We start from the raw sequence: 18,319 nt of genomic DNA, 5'->3' as shown, positions 1-18,319 counted from the left end.
GACTGTCGCCCGGCCGCCCGCCCCAGCCAGTACCCTTAAAAGCGTGGCTTTGAACAGGATTGTGCTCTTTTACGGATTTACCCCCCTGCCTGACCCGGACGCCGTCCGGCTCTGGCAGCGCGCCCTGTGCGAAAAACTCGGACTAACCGGCCGCATCATCCTTTCCAAGGACGGCATCAACGCCACAGTCGGCGGAGAACTGAACGCCGTGAAGCAGTACGTCAAAACCACGCGCGAGTACAAGGGCTTCCAAGGCATCGACGTGAAGTGGTCGGATGGCGGCGCGGCGGACTTCCCGCGGCTCAGCGTCAAGGTGCGGGAGGAAATCGTTTCCTTCGGCGCCCCGGGCGAACTCAAAGTCGATGCCGGCGGAGTGGTGGGCGGCGGAACCCACCTCAAACCCGAGGAACTCCACGAACTCATAGAAGCCAAGAAACAGCAGGGCGACGAAGTCGTGTTCTTCGACGGCCGGAACGGGTTCGAGGCCCAGATCGGCAAGTTCAAGGACGCCGTCGTTCCCGATGTCGCCACCACCCACGACTTCATCAAGGAACTCGACTCCGGCAAATACGACGCCCTCAAGGACAAGCCGGTTGTCACCTACTGCACCGGCGGCATCCGCTGCGAGGTGCTGTCGAGCCTCATGGTGAACCGCGGGTTCAAGGAGGTCTACCAGCTTGACGGCGGCATTGTCCGCTACGGCGAGGCCTTCAAGGACCAGGGACTGTGGGAGGGCTCCCTGTATGTGTTCGACAAGCGCATGCACGTTGAGTTCAGCGGGGATGCCAAGACGATCGGCGAGTGCGTCCGCTGCTCGGCACCTACGAGCAAGTTCGAAAACTGCTCGAATCCGTCCTGCCGGACCCTGACGCTCTATTGCGCCGGGTGCGCCGCGAGCCCTGACACCCTGCGGTGCCCCGAGGGCTGCGCCGCCTGAGGCACGAACCGGACATTTGGCCGGCCGGGAACCCTCAGATGCGGCTCACCCGGTACGCAAAGTTTGCCGGTGCGTTCGCATCCACATTGATGGAGAGCGACGCCTCCGCGGCTAGTTGCACCACGTTCACCCTGGACGTCCCGCACCGGAGACTCAGGTCCACGAGTTCGTTTTCACCGTTCTCGATGGAAAAGGACACGCGGCGGGTGCTCCGGCAGGCGAGGGTCAGGGCGTAAGTACCCTTGGGCAGCTGGGCTGTAGCCTCTTTGCGCTCCTCGTCGGCCTCCAGCGTCCCAAAACCCGTCTGGAAGACCTGTCCCTCGGCGTCGGGCAGTACGGTGTCGACCCAGTTATCCAGTTCCTCGCCCGTCACCGGCTCGTTGAGATGGGGGTCCTGGGGCAGGGCGGCGTCAGTGGTCGGCGGGGCGGCAGCCGAGGTCGATTCATCGTCCCAGTGGTCGGCGCTGTATTCATAGGCGCAACCGGACAGGACCGTGCCGAGAAATACCGCAACTGAAAGCACCACGGCGGCCGCCGGGGTGCGCCGTCGCGGCACCTTGCTCGCCGGCACAGTTGGCATACTTTGAGATTAGGGCGGCCCGGAATCAAACGCCAGAGGCCAAAGGTCCGGGTCGGACAGGCCTTTAGGGGCGCCGGGCAGGTCGCCGAGGACCGGGCTGCGGCGGGTGCTACTCGGACGCCGCCAGGTGGTACGCGTAGAGAAGCGGGGCATCCACACTGGACGTGCTGAGCGTGACCTTGCCCGCGGCGGGCACTTTGATGCGGGCGGTTTCTCGGCTGCCGTTGCAGGCGGCTCCGGCTTCGGCGAGCTGGCTGCCGTCCAGGCTGACGGCGAAGAACGCCTTCCCGCCGCCGTCGCAGGTCATGGTCAAGGTGTAGGTGCCGGCAGGCACGCCGGACGCGGTCCGGACGATCGGATCCCGGTTCAGGATTTTGCCGGCATCCTCCAGCACTGTTCCCGGGGCGGAGGGCAGCGCGGTGGCCTGCCACGCCGGGACATCGGCGCCCTCAATCGAACCGGCCGGGGAACATGCCGCTGCAGCCAGTACGACGACGGCGGCGGCCACGCCGCTGAGCGTCCGCCGGGCCAGACGGGCAGCCGGGACGTGGGAGGAAGGGAAAACCATGCCTCAAACTTACCGTCTCGCAGGCTCCCCGCCGGCCGCGCCGACATCCCGGGCACCCTCTCCCTGCGGTCCTTGACTTTGACGCTGCGTCAAAGTTTAGAGTCGAAGCGATGACCGGAAGCGACGGCCGGAAGCGATGGCCGGCAGCGGCCGGTCGGCACGGTCACAGCGGAGGTCCAGGGAACGCGGGCCTCGAAGGAGCAGAAGGGTGGAGGCATGGACTGGTCCGTTCAGCAGATCGCGAAGTTGGCCGGCACCACCGGCCGAACTTTGCGTCACTACGACGACATTGGCCTGCTCAGGCCGAGCCGCACCGGCAACAACGGCTACCGGTACTACGGCCAGGAATCCCTGGTCCGTCTGCAGCGGATCCTGCTCCTGCGCGACCTGGGGCTCGGGCTGCCGGCGATCGCGGACGTGCTCGGCAACGAGGCGGACGCGGAGCATGCACTGGGCAGGCACCTGGCGTGGCTGCTGCAGGAACAGGACAGGCTGGGGCGGCAGATTGCCGCGGTCCGTCACACCATTGAGGCATTGCAAACGGGAGGAAAGATCATGGCGGAGGAAATGTTCGACGGTTTCGACCACACCAAGTACCAGGAGGAAGTCCAGCAGCGGTGGGGCAAGGACGCCTATGCGAAGTCCGACGCCTGGTGGCGCAGCATGGGGGCCGGGGAGAAGGCTGCCTGGACGGAACAGTCCCGGCAGCTCGGTGCCGACTGGAGGGCTGCTGCGGCGTCGGGAGTCCCGGCGGACAGCGCGCAGGCCCAGGACCTGGCCCGGCGCCACGTCGAATGGCTCAGGGGAATCCCCGGCACGCCGGCGTCACCCGCAGCGGGCGGCAGCCCGGCGGCAGGTCGCGACATCAAGGGGTACGTGACGGGGCTCGGCGAGATGTACGTGGCCGATCCCAGGTTCGCGGCCAACTACGGCGGTGCCGACGGCGCCGCCTTCGTCCGGGACGCCCTGAAAATCTACGCCGAAACCGAGCTCTAGCCGGACCCGCACGCCCCAGCCCCAGCCCCAGTGCTGACGGGGGCCAACCCAGGTCCCACGCCCGTGCGCGGCCCCGGGACTAAACTTGTCCGGTGACTTCCTCAGCGCAAGGCCCCGCCGCACCCTCTCGTTCAACGCAGGCTCCCGCAGCCCCGTTCACGGCCGGCAACACCCCGGACGCTCCGCGCAGCGACCTCCCCGGCCTGCTCGAGGCCCTGGCCGCGGACCTGCGTGCGATTGGCTACACCGTGGACGGGGTTGCGGAGCTGCTCGGCGAGGCCGCGCACTCGGCCCTGGGCCGGGACCAGCTCATCCCGGCCCTGATCGTCACCGGGCGTTCCCTCGGGGAGCCGGCAACGGCGGCGCTCGCCGGCGTCGTGCGTCTCTGGCTTCTGTCTGAACCGCAGCCCGCGGCGAGACTCGACGCCGCCCTCCCCGGCATCCGTACCAAGGGCCTAACGGAACTTGGGCTCGTGGAGCCTGCGGGCGGGGACCTGGTCCAGGCCAGGGTGGACCTCAGGCCGTACGGCTGGGACCCGACCGTGGGGGAATACGGGACCAGTGCCGGCGGAGCAGACCTCTGGGTGGCCAGCGACCTCGCAGCCCACCAGCGCGCCGGCGTTCTTCGTCACGACCACGTCCTGGGGATTGGGCAGGCCTCCACCACCCTGATCCAGGTCACCGCCCGCCGCCATGTTGCCAGGGCCCTCGACCTCGGCACCGGCTGCGGCATCCAGACCTTCCACCTGCTGCACCACGCCGAGCACGTGACCGCCACGGACATCTCCGAACGCGCCTTGGCGTTTACCCGGTTCAACCTGCTGCTCAACGCCGCCGAGCTGCACCTGGACCCGGCCGACCTTGACGCCCGCGTCAGCCTGAGACTCGGATCCCTGCTGGACCCGGTCGCGGGGCAGGAGTTCGAACTGGTGGTTTCCAACCCGCCGTTCGTCATCACCCCCCGCAGCCTGGGCGAGACCGCCACGGACCAGTTCACGTACCGCGACGGCGGCCTGCCGGGGGACGAGATTGTATCCTCGCTGGTCGGCGCACTGGCCTCGGTCCTTGCCCCGGGCGGAACGGCCCAGCTTCTGGGCAACTGGGAGATCACGGCCGGCGCCGGCTGGGCGGACCGGCCCCAGAGCTGGGCCGGCCCGGCCACCGACGTCTGGTTCATCCAGCGCGAGCAGGTGGGCCCCGAGCAGTACGCCGAGACCTGGCTGCAGGACGCCTCGGAAAGCCGCGACCGCCGGCTCTACGAGGACTCGTACGCGGCCTACCTGGACGACTTCGCCTCGCGCGATGTGGCCGGAATCGGCTTCGGCATGATCTTGCTGCGGAGGCCTGCCGACGGCGCCCGGCGGGTGCTGTCGCGCTTCGAGGAGATCACCTACCCGATCGAACAGCCGGTAGGGCCACACCTGGGCGCCGCCGTCGAGCGTGCCGACTGGCTGGCCGGCCATGATCTGGCCGCCGCCCACCTGCTGGTCGCGGAGGACGTCACCGAAGAACGGCACCAGCGCCCCGGTGCGGAACACCCCGGCGTCATCCTGCTGCGGCAGGGTGCCGGGCTGCGCCGCACCAACCTGCTCAGTACCGAGCTGGCGGGCCTGGTCTCAGCGTGCGACGGCGACCTGTCCGTCGGGCAGATCATCGGCGCCCTCGAGGCGCTGCTGGGCGGCTACGAGGGGTTTGACAGCGCGGAGTTCCGCGCCGGCCTGCTCGAGGAAGTCGGGAACCTCGTCCGCGACGGCTTCCTGCTGCCTGCCTGATACCGTCGCGGCCGCCCCCGCCATCGGCGGTTCCGCCGCGGCCTTGGCCGGCAACGCCGCGTCCGCCGCGTCCGCCGCGGCCCCGGCCGCCGCCCCGGCCGCCGCCATGGCCGCCGCAGGAGTGTTGGCGGCGGAGTCCTCCCGGCCGAACCGCGGCAGGACGTACGCCGTGAGGGCGAGGGCCACCATGGCACCGACGGCGCCGGTGAGCACGAAGCTGACGCGGACCGGCACCAGGGCGCCCAGGAGGCCGCCCAGGGCCAGCGCGCCAATGGAGACGGCACGCGTCATCCCGCCGACAATCGCCATCGCCTGGCCGCGCCCGCTCTCCGGAATCCGCAGGATCGCGATCGCCCCGAAACAGGCGTTCAGGACGCCGCAGGCCACTCCCGTCCCTGTGTAGGCCACAAAAAGCAGTTCCACGCTCGGGACCATCCCGGTGAGGACCAGGCACGCCGAGGCTCCGGTCATGGCGGCCAGCAGCACGCGCAGCCGGACCCGAGGCGTCCTGATCCTGCCGGCCATCGCGGCCCCGGCCGCCATGCCGAGGCCGAAGGCTGCGGACAGGAGGCCGTACTGGATTTCGGTGGCGCCAAGTTCGTTGCGGGCCAGGAACACCTCGAGCACGTTGGTGGCTTCGCCGACGACGATGAAGAACATCGCCCCCAGGACCAGGGCCCAGACCAGGCTGTCCCGGCGGATCAGGCGCAGCCCGTCCAGCAGCGCGGGCTTCGCCTGGCCGGCACGTTCGGCCGCCGTGCCGCGGCGGGTGCGGATCAGCAGCGCGCCCAGCCCCATGGCGACGTAGCAGCCGCTGGCCACGGTGAACACCAGCCCGGTCCCGCCCCAGCCGCTGAGCAGGCCGCCCGCGGCGGGACCTGCCATCCCCGCGATCATGATGGTCGCCTGCATGGTCCCCATGGCCCGGGGCGTGCGGTCCTCTCCGACGATCCGCGGCAGCAGGGCCTGCCAGGTGGGGCTGGCCACGGACTGGGCCGCGTCGAGCAGGAACGTCATGGCAAACAGCACGGGCAGATAGTTCTCCAGGTACTGCATGCCAAGCCCCATGCCGGCGACGGTGGCGGCGCTGACCGCCGAACTCGCCGTCGCCAGCGTGCGCGAATCCATGGTGTCGGCGAGCCGGCCGGCCCACGGGGCCAGGAGGACCAGCGGCAGCGCTGAGCACAGCAGGTACGCGGCCACGAGCCAGGGCCCGGCGACAGGAGTTTCGCCGGCGGCGGCCGCGTTCTGCAGATGCAGCATGACGCTGACGACGACGGCGCCCATCCCCGCCGTCGCCACGAACCGGGCGGTGCCGGCAATCAGGAAGTCGCGGTTGCGCCACAGGGGCCGCGCGCCGGTTGCGGGTGCCGGCAATTTATGAAGTGTATGTTTCATAAAAAGGAACCTAGTCCGTCGGCAAAACAAATGTCAAGCATTTCTTTCATAGTTTGGCGGGGCTGGATACACTGGAGGAGTGAACGCAGAAACCCCGACGGCGGAGTCAATGGCTCCGCCGGCCACCAGGCGCCGGCACCGTCCGGAGAAGCAAGTGGAAATCACCGACCCGAAGGCGATCCGTGCCTTGGCCCACGCCGCCCGGCTGGAGGTCATCTCCGAACTGTATTCCACGCAGGTGAGCCGGACGGCCACCGAGCTTGCCGCGCAGACCGGGCTGACTCCCAGTGCCATGAGCTACCACCTGCGGGCACTGCAGAAGTGGGGCATCGTGATTCCCGCCGCCACCGCGGGGGATGCCCGGGAGCGGCGCTGGCAGGCCGCCGGTACAGATTTCACCATCCACTCGCTGGGGGGAGTGGCCAGCCCCGAACTCGCCGTCCTGGACCTCGAGCTCGACGCCTACCGCCGCCGGGTCCGTGCCTACGCCACGGCCCGCAACGCCCGGCGCGAGAGCGGCGATACCGCCGACGGACCGTCCTCGGTGGTACTGGCCAGCAATCTGCTGTACCTGACGCCGGACCAGCGCGCCGAACTGACGCGGCGGATCTTCGACCTGCTGCGGGACTACGAACTCGAGGATCCGGACCACCTGCCCGAAGGCGCCGAACGTATGGCCACGATGTGGTCGATGATTCCGGACGACCGCGGCCCGGCGGCCGCCAAACCCGCCGCCGGCAAGCCCGCCGCCGGCAAGGACTGAGCCCGCCGCCGGGAGGGCCTGAACCGGTCGCGGGCACGGCGCCGAACCGCATCCGGGGCCCGCGCAGGGGCCGGCCGGCACGTGGCCCTATTGCGGCCGGAAGCCGCGTCCGCCGGGCCGTCATTTCCGGCCGGATGCGCGGGATTCTGCAAAATATGGTGAACTAGGCGGGTATGGGCGCATCTGCCCGAGCCACCTTTTTCTGTAGGAGCACCGTGCCAAGCAAGGCCAAAACCGGCAAGAAACTCGTGATTGTGGAGTCTCCCGCCAAGAGCAAGACCATCGCCAAGTACCTCGGCGAAGGCTTCATAGTGGAGGCCTCCATTGGTCACATCCGCGACCTCCCGCAGCCCTCGGAGCTCCCCGCGGAACTGAAGAAGACCCCGCTGGGCAAGTTCGCCGTCGACATCGACAACGACTTCAAGCCTTACTACGTGGTGTCCTCGGACAAGAAGAAGAAGGTCGCCGAGCTCAAGGCGCAGCTCAAAGACGCCGATGCTCTCTATCTCGCAACCGATGGGGACCGCGAGGGCGAGGCCATCGCGTGGCACCTGCTGGAAGTGCTCAAGCCCAAGGTTCCCGTCTACCGGATGACCTTCGGTGAAATCACCAAGGAAGCCATCCACCGGGCCATGGACAACCTGCGCGATGTCGACCAGGACCTGGTCGACGCCCAGGAGACCCGGCGCGTCCTGGACCGGCTCTACGGCTATGAGATCTCCCCGGTGCTGTGGCGCAAGGTGGCCCGCGGCCTCTCCGCAGGCCGCGTGCAGTCCGTCGTCACCCGCATGGTGGTGGACCGCGAACGTGAGCGGATGGCCTTCAAGGCCGCCTCCTACTGGGACCTCACCGGCCAGTTCGGCGCCGGTTCCGGCTCCTTCAAAGCCAAACTCGCCGCCGTCGACGGTGCCAAGGTCGCCAGCGGCCGGGACTTCAACGACAACGGCGAGCTCACCTCCCGCAACGCCGTCCACCTCAACGAGGAACTCGCCACCTCGCTCGCGGCGGGGCTGCAGGACGCCGACTTCCGCGTCCGCTCCGTCGACACCAAGCCGTACACCCGCCGCCCGGCGGCGCCGTTCACCACCTCCACCCTGCAGCAGGAGGCCGGCCGCAAGCTGCGGTTCTCCTCGAAGAGCACGATGCAGGTGGCCCAGCGGCTCTACGAAAACGGTTACATCACGTATATGCGTACGGACTCGTCCGCGCTGAGCAACGAGGCCGTCACGGCCGCCCGGCGCCAGGCCTCCGAGCTGTACGGCCCCGAGTACGTGCCGCAGTCGCCGCGGGTCTACAGCGGCAAGGCAGCGAACGCGCAGGAAGCCCACGAGGCCATCCGTCCCGCCGGCGACTCCTTCCGCACCCCGGCCCAGGTGGCCCAGCAGCTCTCCGGTGACGAATTCCGCCTGTACGAGCTCATCTGGAAGCGCACGGTCGCCTCGCAGATGGCTGACGCTAAGGGCTCCACCGCCACGATCCGCCTCGGCGCCGTCACCGTTGGCGACCCGGCCGACCGCCGCGATGCCGAATTCTCGGCGTCGGGCACCGTCATCACCTTCCCCGGCTTCCTCGCCGCCTACGAAGAAGGCAAGGACGAAAGCCGCGGCGACGACGAGTCCGAGGAAGCACGCCGGCTGCCCAACGTGGCCAAGGACGACGCGCTCACTGCCAGCGACATTGTCGCCGTCGGCCACGAGACTTCGCCGCCGCCGCGCTACACCGAAGCCTCGCTGACTGCGGAGCTGGAAAAGAAGGGCATCGGCCGCCCGTCGACCTATGCCTCCACCATCTCCACGATCCAGGACCGCGGCTACGTCCGGAAGCAGGGCTCTGCGCTGGTCCCGAGCTGGATCGCGTTCTCCGTGATCCGGCTCCTCGAACAGCACTTCCACGACTACGTGGACTACGAGTTCACCGCCGACATGGAAGCGGACCTGGACAAGATCGCCAACGGCCAGGCGGCCGGACCCGCGTGGCTCAAGCACTTCTACTTCGGTGAGGACTCCGAGCCCGGCCTGCTGAGCATCGTGAACAACCTCGGCGAGATCGATGCCCGCGAGATCAACTCCATCCCGATCACGGACGCGATCACCCTTAGGGTCGGCAAGTTCGGCCCGTACCTGGAAAGCTCCACCGCGACGGTGGATCCCGAGACCGGCGAGGTGGTTGAGGCAGCCCGCGCCAACGTCCCCGAGGACCTGGCCCCGGACGAGCTCACGGCCGCCAAAGCCGTTGAACTCATGGAGACCGCCGCCCCGGAGGAGCGCGTCCTCGGCGCGGACCCGCACACCGGGCACACGATCGTGGCCAAGAACGGCCGCTACGGCGCGTACGTCACCGAGATCATCCCGGAGATGACCGAGGAACAGCTGGCCAACCAGCCCGTTGAGTACTACAAGAACGGCAAGCCCAAGCCGCCGAAGAAGCCCGTCAAGGCCAAGCCGCGCACCGGGTCCCTGTTCGCGTCCATGAGCGTGGACAGCATCACGCTGGACGAGGCGCTGCAGCTCATGAGCCTGCCCCGCGTGCTTGGCCAGGACGCCGACGGCAACCCGATCACGGTGCAGAACGGCCGGTTCGGCCCGTACCTGAAGAAGGGCACGGACTCCCGATCCATCGGCTCCGAAGAGGAGATCTTCACGATCACGCTCGAGGCGGCGCTGGAGATCTACTCGCAGCCCAAGCAGCGCGGCGCCCGCGCCGCCGTGCCGCCGCTGGCCGAATTCGGACCGGACCCGGTCTCGGAGAAGAACATCGTGGTGAAGGAAGGCAGGTTCGGCCCGTACATCACCGACGGCATCACCAACATCACCGTGCCGCGCACCACCTCGATCGAGGAGCTGACCCGGGAACGCGCCGTCGAACTCCTCGCGGAGAAGCGGGCCAAGGGCCCGGTCAAGCGCACGACGACGGCCCGAAAGGCGCCCGCGCGGAAGGCCCCGGCCAAGAAGTAGGCAGCACGCCGAAATCGCCGGAAACCTGCCGATTCGCCGGAGATTACCGGCGAATCCGCAGGTTTCCGGCGATTTTGCGTTTGCGGACCGGCCGTGGACGTGATCGAGTAGGAATATGACTGAACAGCCCGCACACCTGGACAACCAGCCGCTGAACGAACTCGAGGAGCAGCTCGCCCGGGGGGAGCAGCCGGACGCCAACCCGGTGGACGTGATCCTGGCCTTCCTCAACAACGAGGTCTATGTGGTCAGCTCCGACGCCCTCGAGGGCCCCGACTCGCAGGTGGAGCCGCTGGTCCTCGCCAACTCCTCCGGCAAGCCCGTCCTGGCCGTTTTCTCGCACCCGAGCCGCGTCACCGAGCAGTATCTCGCCGCCGCGCCGAACGTGCTGGGCACGCAGGGCGCCGCGATCATCGGCAACCTCGGCGCCGAGCTCGGCATGGTGATCAACCCCGGCGCCGCCTACGGCTTTGAAATCGACCCGGAGGGCGTGGCCAACATCCGCCGCGACTTCAAGCCCACCGACGAGCCCGCTGACGGCACTGCCGACCCGGCTTAGGCCCCCGATCGGCCAGACTGCGACGGCGGTATTCTTCGCGAATACCGCCGTCGCAGCTAGGCCGGCCGCTCCGTGGGGGGGAATAATGGCAGCATGCGTCTAGGCGTCCTCGACATCGGGTCCAACACTGTCCATCTCCTGCTGGTCGACGCCCATCCCGGCGCCCGGCCGGTCCCCTACGCCTCGCATAAACGGCGGCTGTCGCTCGTGCAGTACCTCGACGACGACGGCAACATTGACGACGACGGGCAGCATGAACTGGTCGAGTTCGTCCTCGAGGCGTGGGAATTCGCGGCCAAGCACAAAGCCGACGACCTCCTCGCGTTCTGCACCTCGGCCATCCGCGAGGCCACCAACGGCGCTGACGTCCTGGCCCGCGTCAAACATGAAACCACCGTCACCCTCCGGGAGCTCACGGGCAGCGAAGAGGCGTCCATGACCTTCTTTGCCGTCCGGCGCTGGTACGGCTGGGGTGCCGGGCCCATCCTGAACCTGGACATCGGCGGCGGCTCCTTCGAGATGGCCCTCGGACAGGACGAGCTGCCCGAGCTGGCAATGTCCGTTCCGCTCGGTGCCAGCCGGCTGACACGCGACTGGCTGCCCGAGGACCCGCCCTCGGCCAAGAGCATCAAGGAGCTGCGCCGCTACATCCGCTCCACGCTCAAACCCGCGGTGCGCAAATTCGAGAAGCTGGGCCCGCCCAACCTCGTCGCGGGCACGTCCAAAACTTTCCGGTCCCTCGCCAGGATTGCCGGGGCCGCCCCCAGCGGCGCCGGGCCCTACGTCAAGCGGGAGCTGCTGGCCCTCGACCTCGGGCTCTGGGCGCAGCGGATCTCGGCCATGGAGATAGGGGACAGGCTCCACCTGCCCGGCGTCTCCGAGGCCCGCGCGCCGCAGGTCCTCGCCGGCGCCCTCGTCGCGGAAGCGGCACTGGAAATGTTCAAGTTCGACAGCATGGTGACCTGCCCGTGGGCCCTGCGTGAGGGACTCATCCTCCGCCGCCTGGACCAGCTTGTGTTTGAGGGGCCGATCGATCCCGCGCCGCATGTGGCAGAGCAACCGCCGGCGCGGCTCCAGTCGCCGGAAAAGGCTCTCTGAGACGGCTTGGACCAGTGGCGGAAGTCGCGACTGTGTCGATCCGGAGCGTCCACGATCGTGTAATTGCTGAGAGGCCGGCACGGCGCCGGCTGATTCGACAAGGAGGCACCCGAAATGACGCAGTACCTGCTCAGCATTTACCAGCCGGACGGCCCCGCCCCGGACCCTGAGTTCCTCGAACCCATCATGCGTGACCTGGCGGCCCTGAACCATGAAATGCAGGCGGCGGGGGCCTGGGTGTTCGCCGGGGGTCTCCACCCGGCCGAGTCCGCGACAGTCCTGCGGCCCAACGGGGGCGAGATCCTGGTGACCGACGGGCCGTTCACCGAAGGCAAGGAGCACCTCGGCGGATTCACCGTGATCGAGGCCGAGGATCTGGACGCGGCCCTTGGCTGGGCAAGGAAGCTGGCCGGCGCCACCACACTTCCCGTTGAAATCCGTCCGTTCCAGCACTAGCCGCCGGGTCGGGGGTGCCGGTGTGGGTGAGCGCCGTGGAGATGAGGCAGCGACCGAGGCGGACATCGCCCGGGTGTTCCGGCGCGAGTACGGCCGCGCCGTAGCCGTTCTGACGCGGACGTTCGGGAACATCGATATTGCCGAGGACGCCGTCCAGGATGCCTTTACCGCGGCGGTCCAGCACTGGCCCTCGGCCGGCGTCCCGCCCAGCCCGGCTGGCTGGATCATCACGACGGCACGGCACCGGGCGATTGACCGGCTGCGGCGGGAAGCCTCACGCGAGGACAAGCACGCACAGGCGGCCCTGCTCGCGGCGGCGCGGTCCGGGGCCGGACCCGCGCCGGCCGCCGAAGAGCAGTTCCTGGCGGAGCAGTCAGGGGTCGAGGACGTGGACGACGATACTTTGCGGCTGATTTTCACGTGCTGCCATCCTGCCCTGGCCGGGTCCGCCCAGGTGGCGCTGACGCTGCGGCTTCTGGGTGGATTGACGACGGCGGAAATCGCCAGGGCCTTCCTGGTCCCGGAAACGACCATGGCGCAGCGGCTGGTCCGGGCCAAAGCGAAAATCCGGGATGCCAAAGTCCCCTACCGGGTCCCGCAGGGCGCCGACCTGCCCGAACGGCTGCAATCGGTGCTGGCGGTGGTCTACCTCATCTTCAATGAGGGCTACACCGCGGGCCCCGCCGACGGTCCGGAACGTGAGGAGCTCTGCACGGAAGCCATCCGGCTCGGCAGGCTGTTGGCGTCGCTGATGCCGGACGAGCCGGAAGCGGCGGGACTGCTGGCGCTGATGCTGCTCATCGAGTCCCGCCGCGCCGCGCGATTCACGCCCGACGGGGGACTGGTGCTGCTCGCGGCCCAGGACCGGGGGCACTGGGACGGCGCCCTGGCCGCCGAAGGCCGTGAGCTGGTGCGCCGGTGCCTGCGCCGGAACCGGCCCGGACCGTATCAGCTCCAGGCGGCGATCAACGCCGTCCACAGCGACGCCGCGACCGCCGGGGACACCGACTGGGCGCAGATCCTGCAGTTGTATGACCAGCTCCTGGCCGTCGCGCCGGGTCCTGTCGTGGCGCTGAACCGCGCCGTGGCCCTGGCAGAGCTCCGCGGGCCCGTTGCCGGGCTGGCGGCGGTCGAGGGCCTGGGACTGGACAACTACTACCTCTTCCACGCCGTCCGCGCAGACTTCCTGGTGCGCCTGCGCCGCTATCCGGAGGCCGTCGAAGGCTACAGGCGGGCGCTGGCGCTTGCCGGCAGCGCGGCGGAACGCCGGTTCCTGGAAGGCAAGCTTCGCAGCCCGGTGTTCGGCGGGGCCGCAGACGGTTAGAAAGCAGACGGTTAGAAAGCAGGGCCGGGCCGCGCCCCGTGACGGGCCCGTTCACGCCGGTTAAAAGAGTAGGGCCGGGCGATCTGGAGCAGGACTTGGGGGAACTCTGCTGCAAATCGCCCGGCGCACCGCCGGCTCCGGGGGAACCGGCTATCATCACTCGCACCTGTTGAGGCACTTTCAAAGATAATGGCCGATCATGGGTGCGCAGCGAGTTTTCCCTGTGTGTTCGCTGGCAATCCGACGGCGCCCGCCGGGTGGTGGCCGGCTCCGCCGCAGGGGCTTTAAACGGCAAAGGCACCGGCGGTACGCTGCGGGAAAATGGGAAAACCCGCTGCAACCACCGGTGCCGCGCAGGCATCCGCATGCCTGCTGCATCACTCGCACCCTCAATGAGGTAGTTACAACGTTAGGTTCCAAAGTTGTGCGCTGACTGCGCTGAAGGTGGGAGCTGGCTGGGAATCACGTCAGACTGCAATGATGGGGACATGAGCAACCGAATCGCATTCCTGGGCTGTGGGTCAATGAACGAGGCAATTATGGCGGGGCTGATCGACGGCGGCGTCGACCCGGGCGACATTGTCGCGACAGTCCGCCGGGCCGGGCGCGCGGCCGAGCTGGCCCAGCGCCACCACGGGATCACCGCCATCGCGGGCGAAGAAGAGCCCGACAACAATAAACAGGCCGCCACCGGCTCCGCCGTCGTGATCCTGGGAGTCAAACCCGTGGGGATCGCGGACCTGGCCCGGGAAATCAGCGGATCCCTTTCACCCGGAACGATCGTCATCAGCGTTGCGGCCGCCGTGTCACTGGAGCAGCTGGAGGCGGCGCTGCCGGCCGGCCAGCCCGTCATCCGCACGATGCCGAACACACCGGCGAAGCTGGGCCGCGGCGTCGTCTCCGTCTCGCCCGGGACCAGCTGCTCCGCCGGGCAACTCCAGCGCGCCAAGGACATCCTCGCCGCCGCCGGCACGGTCGTGGAGATCCCGGAAGAGCAGGTGGACGCCCTCTCCGCGATCAGCGGCTCGGGCCCGGCCTACGCCTTCTACCTGGCGGAGGCCATGGCCGAGGCCGGGGCACGACTGGGCCTGGACCCGGAGCTGTCGCTGTTGCTGGCCCGCGAGACCGTCGCCGGGGCGGGCTTCATGCTGGCTGAGCCGGGCGCGGATCCTGCCGCATTGCGCAAGGCGGTCACGAGCCCGAACGGCACCACGGAACGGGCCATCGCCACCTTTGACGAGCGCGGACTGCCGGCCATCATTGCCGACGGCGCCCGCGCGGCGGCTGAGCGCGCCGCAGAAATCACCCGACAGCTCGCCTGAGCCGGCCCGGGCGGACACCGGAGCAGGCCGCGGCGCCGGTTTCCGCAGGCTCCGGTTGTGGCCTAGGGGCGGGCAGCGAACCGTTCGAGCAGGTCCACGTGGCCCGAAACGATGAGCATATCCCGCGAGGAAACCTTGGTTTCCGGCCGCGCGTAGGTGAAGTCCTCGCCCGGGGACTTCACGCCCACGATCGTGACGCCGTACTTGGACCGGACCTTGGACTCATCGAGGGTGAAGCCCACGGTCTCGCGCGGCGGGTACATCTTGACGATCGCGAAGTCGTCGTCAAACTCGATGAAGTCCAGCATGCGCCCGGAGACCAGGTGCGCGGCACGGACGCCGGCGTCGGCCTCCGGGTAGATGACGTGGTTGGCGCCGATGCGGGTGAGGATCTTGCCGTGCGAGGGCGTGATCGCCTTGACCCAGAGGTGTTCGATTCCCAGGTCTACGAGGTTCACCGTGATGAGCACCGAGGATTCGATCGAGGTGCCCACGCCCACGACGGCGGAACTGAATTCCTGGGCGCCGAGCTGGCGGAGGGCATCGATGTTGGTGGCGTCGGCTTCCACCACGTGCGTCAGGACGCTCGCCCACTTCTGGACGAGGCTGCGGTCGCGTTCGATGGCCAGGACCTCCCGGCCCTGTTTGACCAGCTGTTCTGCGGTGGATGCACCAAAACGGCCCAGCCCGATCACCAGCACGGGGGCGTTGTGGGCGGGGCGGTTGACGGCGCCTGAGGAACTAGCCAATGATCGGTCTCTCTTCCGGGTAGTGGTACAGCTGGCTGCGCTGGCGCAGGGCCAGGCCGGCGGCAAGGGTGACCGTCCCGACGCGCCCGGCAAACATGAGCAAAGCGAGGACGTAAACCCCCTCCGGCGGCAACTCTGCACTGAGGTTGGTGCTGAGGCCCACCGTGGCGAAGGCGGAAATGGTTTCAAACAGGACCCGGTCCAGGGAGGCATGGCTGATGTGCAGGAGCAGGAGGGCCGAGACCGAGACGAGGGTGGCGCCGGCGACGATCACCGAGATGGCCACGCGCATGGTGCCCTCGGGGATGGTGCGGCCGTAGATTTTCACGTCCGCGTCGCCGCGGGCCTCGGCGGTGATCGCCAGGAACATCACGGCGATGGTGGTGACCTTGATGCCGCCCGCCGTGGATGCGGAACCTCCGCCGGCGAACATGAGGGCATCGGAGAGCAACATGGTGGTGGACTCCATGTGGTTCTGGTCCACGAGGTTGAAGCCGCCGGAGCGCAACATGACTGAGGCAAACAGCGCATGCGTGATCTTGTCGCCGAGGTCCATGTCCCCGATGGTGCGCAGGTTGTCCCACTCCAGGAAACCCCACAGGACCGTGCCGGCGGCCAGGAGAATGAAGGACACCTGGATGGTCAGCTTGGTGTGGAGGTTCCATTTCTTCCACCGCAGCCCGTTCTGGTGCAGCACCATGACGACAGGGAATCCCAGGCTGCCCAGGAACACGCCGAGCATCAACGGGACAAGGATCCAGAGATCGGTTTCGTACGGCACGATTCCGTCCGAATGCGGCGTGAAACCGGCGTTGTTGAACGATGAAATGGCGTAGAAGACCCCGTGCCAGACGGCCTGCGGGAAACTCTCCCCAAGGAGCAGGAAGCGAGGGATCAGGGTCACGGCCAGGGCCGCCTCGATCACGACGGAGGTCACGATCACGATCCGGAGCAGCGTGCCGACTTCGCCGAGCCGGCCGGCGTTCATGGCCTCTTGGGCGATCAGCTTGCCCCGGACACCAAGTCTCTTGCTCACCATGAGCGCCAGCAGCGACGCGAGGGTCAAGGTGCCCAAGCCGCCCACGAAAATGCCGACCAGGATCACGAGCTGGCCGAAGAAGGACCAGTGCACAGCCGTGGAGACCACGGTCAGGCCCGTGACGCAGACAGCTGACGACGCGGTGAAGAACGCCTGATGCAGCGGTGTGACCTGTCCCGTCGCGGAAGCTAAGGGCAGCGAGAGCAAAGCGGTGAAGACCAAGATCACGACGCCGAACGCCGAGAGCGCCAGGCGGGCGGGCGAGCTGTTCGCGATGCTGTCAATGAAGTCGCGCAGGCGTGTGAAGATCCACAGGCCTTCCCGCTCCGGCATGCCTGGCTGCCAGCTGGCCGGGCTCGTGGACCTCGACTGGCTTTGCGTCATGTTCTTCCTCGGTTGAAACTTCTTCCCCAAGTAGTAAACCACTAAACACCGGGTAATGGCCGGGGGAACGCCCGTGCGCGCGGGAAGCCGGGGACCGCTCGGGTAGCCTGTGATTGATGACATTCCTGCCCGGACTCGCTCAGACCGCGCTGCCAACGACGGTGGTGTGGGCCCCAGCCATGACTGCCTACAACTTTGGCCACTCCCACCCGATGGCGCCGGAGCGCATGGAGCTCACAGCGAAGCTGGCCGGCAGCCTTGGACTGCTGGATCTGGACCACGTCTCGGTAGCGGCTCCGGACGTCGCCACCGACGCGGAGCTGTGCGCGGTCCACAGCCCGGAGTTTGTGGCCGCCGTGCGGCGCGTGAGCGCAAACCCGGACACCTCCGACCACGCCAGGGGTCTCGGAACCGAGGACGACCCCGCCTTTGCCGGCATGCACGAAGCCAGCGCCCGGCTGGCCGGCGGCTCCCTGCTGGCGGCCGCAGCTGTCCTCGACGGCAGCGCCGTGCGGGCCGTGAACTTCGGCGGCGGAATGCACCACGCCTCCCGGGAGCGCGCGAGCGGTTTTTGCATCTACAACGACGCCGCCCTCGCGGTCCAGCGGCTGCTCGACGGCGGCGTCCGGCGGGTGGCCTACGTCGACGTCGATGCTCACCACGGCGACGGCACGCAAAGCATCTTCTGGGACGATCCGCGCGTCCTGACCATTTCGCTGCACGAATCCGGACTGACCCTCTTCCCGGGCACCGGGTTTGCCAACGAGATCGGCGGACCGAACGCGCAGGGCAGCGCCGTGAACGTCGCCCTCCCGGCCGGCACCGTTGACGCCGGGTGGCTGCGGGCCTTCCACGCCGTCGTGCCCCAGCTCATTGGCGCGTTCGAACCGGAAGTGATCGTCAGCCAGCACGGCTGCGACTCGCACCGGCTTGACCCGCTCACGCACCTGAACATCAGTGTGGACGGCCAGCGCGAGGCCGCCACGGCGATCGGCAACCTCGCCGCCCGCTATTGCGAGAACCGGTGGATATCCACCGGGGGCGGCGGCTACAACGTGGTCAGCGTGGTCCCGCGGTCCTGGAGCCACCTCATAGCCATCGCCGCCGGCCGCCCGGTGCCGTTGCGCACCCCGGTTCCGGAGGACTGGCGCAACTACGTCAGAGACAAGTACGGCGCCAGGTTCGGCGTGGAGCCCCCCGAGACGATGGGCGACGACGTGGACCTCTGGTGGCGGTCCTGGGAAGTGGGTTTCGACCCCAACGACGAGGTGGACCGCACCATCATGGCCACCCGCAAGGAAGTGTTTCCCCTGCACGGACTGGATCCCTGGTTCGACTGAATCCGGGCCGGCCTTGGGGGCTTGCACCAACGGAACAATTCGTGGATGCCATCTGGCGTATATGTCGCTAGTGTGGAGGG

The 18,319-nt window shown here is 68.3% G+C and carries 15 protein-coding genes and 1 pseudogene; 11 read left to right on the top strand and 5 right to left on the bottom strand.

Going from position 1 to position 18,319, the window contains the following annotated elements:
* Nucleotides 1-43: 43 nt before the first annotated feature.
* A complete protein-coding gene (gene trhO, locus AC1D0A_RS00215; protein WP_476943139.1) occupies nt 44-937 on the top strand; it encodes an oxygen-dependent tRNA uridine(34) hydroxylase TrhO in 894 nt (297 codons plus the stop codon).
* A 34-nt stretch (nt 938-971) separates the two neighbouring features.
* On the opposite strand, the gene AC1D0A_RS00210 is transcribed toward trhO, so the two are convergent.
* Both AC1D0A_RS00210 and AC1D0A_RS00205 read right to left on the bottom strand, forming a co-directional pair.
* Entirely contained in the window at nt 972-1,517 is a 546-nt protein-coding gene (locus AC1D0A_RS00210; RefSeq protein ID WP_476944926.1) for a DUF6023 family protein, read from the bottom strand.
* 109 nt (nt 1,518-1,626) lie between these two features.
* On the bottom strand, nt 1,627-2,085 hold the full coding sequence (locus tag AC1D0A_RS00205; protein WP_476944925.1) for a hypothetical protein: 459 nt from the start codon (nt 2,083-2,085) through the stop codon (nt 1,627-1,629).
* A gap of 216 nt (nt 2,086-2,301) precedes the next feature.
* On the opposite strand from AC1D0A_RS00205, the gene AC1D0A_RS00200 reads away from it, so the two are divergent.
* Both AC1D0A_RS00200 and AC1D0A_RS00195 read left to right on the top strand, forming a co-directional pair.
* Nucleotides 2,302-3,081 carry a MerR family transcriptional regulator gene (locus AC1D0A_RS00200; protein ID WP_243182134.1) on the top strand — a complete coding sequence of 260 codons (780 nt, stop codon included), beginning with the start codon at nt 2,302-2,304 and terminating at the stop codon, nt 3,079-3,081.
* 92 nt (nt 3,082-3,173) lie between these two features.
* Nucleotides 3,174-4,853 carry a DUF7059 domain-containing protein gene (locus tag AC1D0A_RS00195; RefSeq protein WP_476944924.1) on the top strand — a complete coding sequence of 560 codons (1,680 nt, stop codon included), beginning with the start codon at nt 3,174-3,176 and terminating at the stop codon, nt 4,851-4,853.
* 138 nt (nt 4,854-4,991) lie between these two features.
* On the opposite strand, the pseudogene AC1D0A_RS00190 reads toward AC1D0A_RS00195, so the two are convergent.
* Nucleotides 4,992-6,140: pseudogene (locus AC1D0A_RS00190) on the bottom strand (MFS transporter); the annotation flags it as partial.
* A 190-nt stretch (nt 6,141-6,330) separates the two neighbouring features.
* Here AC1D0A_RS00190 and AC1D0A_RS00185 point away from each other — a divergent pair.
* From AC1D0A_RS00185 to proC, 7 genes are all read left to right on the top strand, one after another.
* On the top strand, nt 6,331-7,014 hold the full coding sequence (locus AC1D0A_RS00185) for an ArsR/SmtB family transcription factor (protein WP_476943096.1): 684 nt from the start codon (nt 6,331-6,333) through the stop codon (nt 7,012-7,014).
* Nucleotides 7,015-7,229: 215 nt separating this feature from the next.
* On the top strand, nt 7,230-9,968 hold the full coding sequence (gene topA, locus AC1D0A_RS00180) for a type I DNA topoisomerase (protein ID WP_028277717.1): 2,739 nt from the start codon (nt 7,230-7,232) through the stop codon (nt 9,966-9,968).
* A 115-nt stretch (nt 9,969-10,083) separates the two neighbouring features.
* A complete protein-coding gene (locus AC1D0A_RS00175) occupies nt 10,084-10,527 on the top strand; it encodes an SseB family protein (RefSeq protein WP_028277718.1) in 444 nt (147 codons plus the stop codon).
* 93 nt (nt 10,528-10,620) lie between these two features.
* Entirely contained in the window at nt 10,621-11,625 is a 1,005-nt protein-coding gene (locus tag AC1D0A_RS00170; RefSeq protein WP_043436435.1) for a Ppx/GppA family phosphatase, read from the top strand.
* Nucleotides 11,626-11,739: 114 nt separating this feature from the next.
* Nucleotides 11,740-12,081, top strand: a complete 342-nt coding sequence (locus tag AC1D0A_RS00165; protein WP_476944923.1) for a YciI family protein — start codon at nt 11,740-11,742, stop codon at nt 12,079-12,081.
* A 22-nt stretch (nt 12,082-12,103) separates the two neighbouring features.
* Nucleotides 12,104-13,405 carry an RNA polymerase sigma factor gene (locus AC1D0A_RS00160; protein WP_476944922.1) on the top strand — a complete coding sequence of 434 codons (1,302 nt, stop codon included), beginning with the start codon at nt 12,104-12,106 and terminating at the stop codon, nt 13,403-13,405.
* Between the two features lie 488 nt (nt 13,406-13,893).
* Complete coding sequence (proC, locus tag AC1D0A_RS00155; RefSeq protein ID WP_028277720.1) at nt 13,894-14,727, top strand: pyrroline-5-carboxylate reductase; 834 nt, start codon at nt 13,894-13,896, stop codon at nt 14,725-14,727.
* Nucleotides 14,728-14,789: 62 nt separating this feature from the next.
* Here proC and AC1D0A_RS00150 read toward each other — a convergent pair whose 3' ends face one another.
* Both AC1D0A_RS00150 and AC1D0A_RS00145 read right to left on the bottom strand, forming a co-directional pair.
* Entirely contained in the window at nt 14,790-15,428 is a 639-nt protein-coding gene (locus AC1D0A_RS00150; protein WP_028277721.1) for a potassium channel family protein, read from the bottom strand.
* Between the two features lie 40 nt (nt 15,429-15,468).
* Complete coding sequence (locus tag AC1D0A_RS00145; protein ID WP_243182131.1) at nt 15,469-16,899, bottom strand: TrkH family potassium uptake protein; 1,431 nt, start codon at nt 16,897-16,899, stop codon at nt 15,469-15,471.
* 116 nt (nt 16,900-17,015) lie between these two features.
* On the opposite strand from AC1D0A_RS00145, the gene AC1D0A_RS00140 reads away from it, so the two are divergent.
* Entirely contained in the window at nt 17,016-18,239 is a 1,224-nt protein-coding gene (locus AC1D0A_RS00140) for an acetoin utilization protein AcuC (protein ID WP_476944921.1), read from the top strand.
* Nucleotides 18,240-18,319: the final 80 nt, after the last annotated feature.

Source organism: Arthrobacter sp. P1_D4 (assembly GCF_056406115.1).
Note: the sequence above shows the minus strand (reverse complement) of the source record. Positions and strands in the feature narration are given on the sequence as shown.